The following is a 1,698-nucleotide window of genomic DNA, read 5'->3' on the forward strand; positions in this document are numbered from 1 at the left end:
GCAGTCATAGTTGCCGATTTAATCCTGGCAATCGTGCGCAGAAATAAAGAGACAACTCCGCGCGAAGCCTTAAGTTGGACCCTCTTTTACGTTGTTGCCGCCATTGCATTTGGTTACTTTCTGCCGCAGTGGGCTCCGGCTGAATATCGCAAAGAGTTCATCGCTGGCTGGCTCACCGAGTATTCGCTCTCGGTCGATAACCTCTTCGTCTTTATCATCCTGCTCGCCACACTCAAGATCAAGAAAGAGTCGCAACAGCTAGTCCTGCTCTACGGAATTCTGATTGCGATTGTATTGCGCGTCATCCTGATCTTTCTTGGCGTGGCACTGGTCTCCAGGTTCACCTGGGTCTTCTTCTTCTTTGGCGCATTCCTGATCTTCACCGCTTATAAGTTGGTTAATGAGAAAGAGAATGTGGAAGAAGAAGAGTCAAAGCTTGTCGTATTTATGCGCAAACGAGGTTTTAGTAACTTTGCAATCGCACTTGTGGCCCTTGGCATCACCGATTTAATCTTCGCCCTCGATTCCATTCCGGCCATCCTGGGTCTGACAACCAGCAGCTACGTAGTCATCACTGCAAATATCTTTGCACTCATGGGCCTGCGACAGCTCTACTTCTTACTCCAAGGCCTCATGGATCGACTGATTCACTTATCTCGCGGGCTCTCATTTATCTTGGCATTTATTGGAGTCAAGATGGTCCTCCACGCCCTACACAGCGTTGGGGTGCACGTGCCTGAGATTTCACTCGAACTCAGTCTGGCAGTCATCATCACAACGCTTACGGTCACCGCGATAACTAGCCTCTATGCCACGCGTGGCGGTTCAGGAAAAGAGAAGATTTAACCAACCCGCCCTATTGCTTCTTGCTGGCAAGAGAGCAGTATGGAGCCACTCAAGAGTTAAGGAGTGGCCTATGAAGATTGGCAGCATAATCTCAGGAAAGCGCGTTGAAACTATTTCAGCTAGTGCCAGCATCCATGATTTGGTGAGCTCATTAAACTCACACCATGTCGGGGCCCTAGTTGTCTCTAGTGATGGAAAGAAAATCGATGGCATCGTCTCGGAGCGAGATGTTGTCCGAGCGATGCCGGGCAAGCTCGACCAACTCATTGGGATGCATGTTCGCGACATCATGACCGTCGATGTCCACACCTGCACCGCAGATTCGACCGTTGCAGAACTGATGACGATGATGACTGAGCTTCGGATACGTCACGTTCCAGTTGTTGATGGCGAAGGAGCCCTAATCTCGATAGTTTCTATTGGTGATGTGGTTAAAAACCATGTGAATGAACTCGATTCCGAGCGCCAGGCCCTGAAAGATTACGTGGCAAGCGGTAATTAAACTCCCGTACCATTAGCCAACGAAGAGTCGCCCGGATCACCGCGTTGCAGCTCTAGATTAATTTCTAGACTGGACCGAGGAAAGTCCGGACTTCACAGAGCAAGGTGGTGGGTAACGCCCACCCGGAGCAATCCGCGGGAAAGTGCAACAGAAAGTAAACCGCCAATAGCAATATTGGTAAGGGTGAAACGGCGGTGTAAGAGACCACCAGTGCATGTAGTGATACATGTAGCTATGTAAACCCCACCTGAAGCAAGACCAAGAAGATAGTGCGTTGCTCGCGCAAGCTATCGGGTAGGTTGCTTGAATCTGTAAGTAATTACAGATCTAGATGGATGGTGATCGGTTCG

General features: G+C 49.7%; 2 protein-coding genes and 1 other RNA gene. All 3 read left to right on the forward strand.

Annotated features, from left to right (window positions below; translation table 11 throughout):
• A partial coding sequence (locus AC9UEP_RS05965) for a TerC family protein (protein WP_509545091.1) occupies positions 1-846 on the forward strand: 846 nt, incomplete at its 5' end.
• 70 nt (positions 847-916) lie between these two features.
• A complete protein-coding gene (locus tag AC9UEP_RS05970; RefSeq protein WP_509545094.1) occupies positions 917-1,348 on the forward strand; it encodes a CBS domain-containing protein in 432 nt (143 codons plus the stop codon).
• Positions 1,349-1,371: 23 nt separating this feature from the next.
• Positions 1,372-1,698: RNase P RNA component class A (gene rnpB / locus AC9UEP_RS05975), an RNA gene on the forward strand; the annotation flags it as partial.

The sequence above is a fragment of the Candidatus Planktophila sp. genome, from assembly GCF_040402315.1.
Taxonomy (GTDB): domain Bacteria; phylum Actinomycetota; class Actinomycetes; order Nanopelagicales; family Nanopelagicaceae; genus Planktophila.

What these genes read in the sequence shown, in the direction of transcription:
- AC9UEP_RS05970 (WP_509545094.1), top strand. Translation starts at nt 917, where the DNA reads ATGAAGATTGGCAGCATAATCTCAGGAAAGCGCGTTGAAACTATTTCA.